Here is a 2,724-nt window from a genome sequence, read left to right on the forward strand (position 1 = left end):
AGCCTGTGGAATCGTTCTGGCGGGGACTTGAAGTTATCTGAGTTCAAGTCTAGTCAAGAGGTTGAGAAGCAGGAAATCCTTGGTGTGAACCAGGGAATCTCCCTGCATACCCGATAGGGTTGCTGAGAGAGGATGTCAACACTTCCAAAGTCTGTAAGTCTGTAAGCTTATGGAATTTGGAAGCCGCTCACGAGCGGAGCCTTCACGTGCTGTCACCCGCACCGCTGACCGAAACGAATGGGATTTTAGCCAAAACCGCGAGAATCCTATGTTTCTAATCTTCGATCGAACAAATTGACATTCTCACCGTCCCTCTCGTCCTTCTAGGGCGGTGAGAATGTCAAGGACATTGGCTTACAAATCTAACACCTGCACTGCTTTCCGTTTCGTCTCTTCTCCCCGGCGATCGTACCTGGCCGTCATCGTCGGCGACGAATGTCCTGCCAACTTCTGAACGGTAACGATATCGACGCCCGCATCTAACAAATCCGAACAGAAGGTGCGCCGAAAATCGTGGGGGCTGAACGGCTGTAATCCCGCCTGTTTTGCTCGCTTCTGCAAAATCCACAGCACCGCTTGGGGTGTCATGTGGTTGTACTGGATATGTCCCCCTTTACGAACCGGACAGAGTAACGGTCCGGGTTCGTCGCCGCGCACTTCGAGCCAAACGTTGACTCGAGCGATCGCCACCTCTGGCAAATACACGCGCCGATATTTTCTACCTTTGCTACAAACGACGTCTAACGCGCCAGTGGACTCTTCAAAATCTTTCAGCCGAAGTTTGACTGCTTCGGCCCGACGCAATCCCGCCCCGCGCAGGATGGCAATTAAGGCAGCGTCGCGAATTCCCAACACGGACTCGTCGCGATCGCACGTTTTCATCAGTGCGCGAATTTCTTCTTGAGACAGAGCGCGACCTTGCAGTTTGCTGCTGGCTTGGATTTTTGGCAGTTCCACAGCGTCGCTGTAATCTCGTACAGATATTAATCCTAGCTTGCGAGCTTCCTCCAAAACGCGTTTGAGTGCCGAGAGCATTTTACAGACGGTGGTGGGTTCGAATCGTTCGAGCAGCGCGTTCTGCACAACCGAGGTATGCTCGTAACGGAGCTGTTTCCAGTCGAGGGTGAGAGCGTCACATTCGCCGTGGGTGAGTAAGGCAGCAATGGTGTCGAGGGACTGTCGCATGGTAGGACGAGACCCTGGTGCCAAGTGGTGGAGATAGACCATTGCCGGATGTCGGGATAGTGGCAGCGGTTCGGACAGTTGTAGGGGGTGAGGGGACGTATCGCGCACAGAAACCGTCATTTGCTTGTGTGAAGGAGCCTTTCTAACAAATTATCTTAATCGACAAAGACTTCTCTTGCTCCGCTACCCAAAATTCAGCGGGTTTTTCACAACAGCTCGACCGGGCGCAATGCTTTGCTTTTCGAGTCGTCCAAGAACTCCACAGGACGTTTGGCGAAGCAAGGTCAGTGTAATTGATTGAACGGCTTGCCCGCCACCTTACCGCTCGGCTCTCATCCCGACGCTGACCTTCATCTGCAGCACGGGGCTTCTCGCCGAGGGAGCTAAAATTCCAAATAAAGCTCGCCCCCACCTGCTAGGGTGCGAGGTGGGGGTTTGGGCGTTGCGCTCTTGTTCAAACTGAGTCAGCCGGAGTGCTTTTCTCGAAATTGGGCTGATATTGACTGGGATCGACTTGCTCTTTAATGGTTTTCCATACCATTAACACCCCATCTAACCAACCGTTGGCAAAAACAATGCGACTTTGGGGGTCTGATTCTAATAACTGGGCAAAGTCTGGATCGTGAAAACGTGATTGCTGAGGGTATTCTTTCAGATCTAGAAATGTCCAGAGATATTCTAGTACGTCTTCATCTAAATGGGTGGCGACAGGGGCGACTCGCTCGAAGTGCCGAAAGTCTTTGTAGGAAAGTTTTGAACTCGAACGAATTCCCAACTCAAATCCTTCTTGTTGAACCTTGCGGAGGAGAATACTTTTCTCAGCTTGTAGGCGCTCGACCAAATTTTCCGATTCTGTCGCTTGGACTTTTAATTCTTGATGAAGAATAGCCATTTCCAAGGCCTCCTGGCAAACTGCCGAGATATTAAGGTGTTGCTTGACAGGTTGAAGTCGTTCAAACAGCGCATCTGGCATCGCGATGGTAACTCTTCGACTCATGACTTCCTCCTGCAAACCGTATCTTTTTATACAATAAACTATTAATTACATAATATATGCTAACTACATAATTTGTTACATAAGATACGGTTTTTTCCTAAAAAGTATGCAATTAATTTATCGATACTGATAAGCCACGGCGCTCAAAAATGCTTTCCTTTAAGGCTTTTGAGCGATAACTCTAAGTTCGCGATCTTAGACAAGTTATGTAATTCGTGTGGGGAATAAAGGAGATCGATTTCTGGAGCTGTCAACCCAGACTTCCTGCTATACAAAGCTTTTAGGAGCTGACGCGAATCGTTTACCAAAAACAATGGGTTTGAAGCCCCGCCCCTTCGACTTAGCTCAGGGCAAGCCTTCTAGGGCGGCTTTTCTTCCTGCAACCTGTCGATCCAGTCCTCTATCAATTGGGTCATTGTCTTTTCTCTCTGCTGGGCAATCCGCCTAAGCTTTTGAAGCCTAGAGACAGAGACCCTAATGCTCAACCGTTCTTTTGGCATAAATGTGTACCCGATGGCTATCCATCCATGCGATCGTAGGCA

The 2,724-nt window shown here is 49.6% G+C and carries 2 protein-coding genes; both read right to left on the bottom strand.

Annotated elements, in window-relative coordinates:
* Positions 1–354: 354 nt before the first annotated feature.
* Positions 355–1,305, bottom strand: coding sequence for a tyrosine-type recombinase/integrase (locus POG22_RS09575; protein WP_498904951.1), 951 nt, complete (start codon positions 1,303–1,305; stop codon positions 355–357).
* Positions 1,306–1,639: 334 nt separating this feature from the next.
* On the bottom strand, positions 1,640–2,182 hold the full coding sequence (locus tag POG22_RS09580) for a hypothetical protein (protein ID WP_498904952.1): 543 nt from the start codon (positions 2,180–2,182) through the stop codon (positions 1,640–1,642).
* Positions 2,183–2,724: the final 542 nt, after the last annotated feature.

This window comes from Geitlerinema sp. CS-897, from assembly GCF_028368005.1.
GTDB lineage: Bacteria > Cyanobacteriota > Cyanobacteriia > Cyanobacteriales > Geitlerinemataceae > Baaleninema > Baaleninema simplex.

Bases quoted from the DNA above. Each gene is read 5' to 3' on its own strand.
- POG22_RS09575 (WP_498904951.1), bottom strand. From the start codon at position 1,305: ATGACGGTTTCTGTGCGCGATACGTCCCCTCACCCCCTACAACTGTCC.
- POG22_RS09580 (WP_498904952.1), bottom strand. From the start codon at position 2,182: ATGAGTCGAAGAGTTACCATCGCGATGCCAGATGCGCTGTTTGAACGA.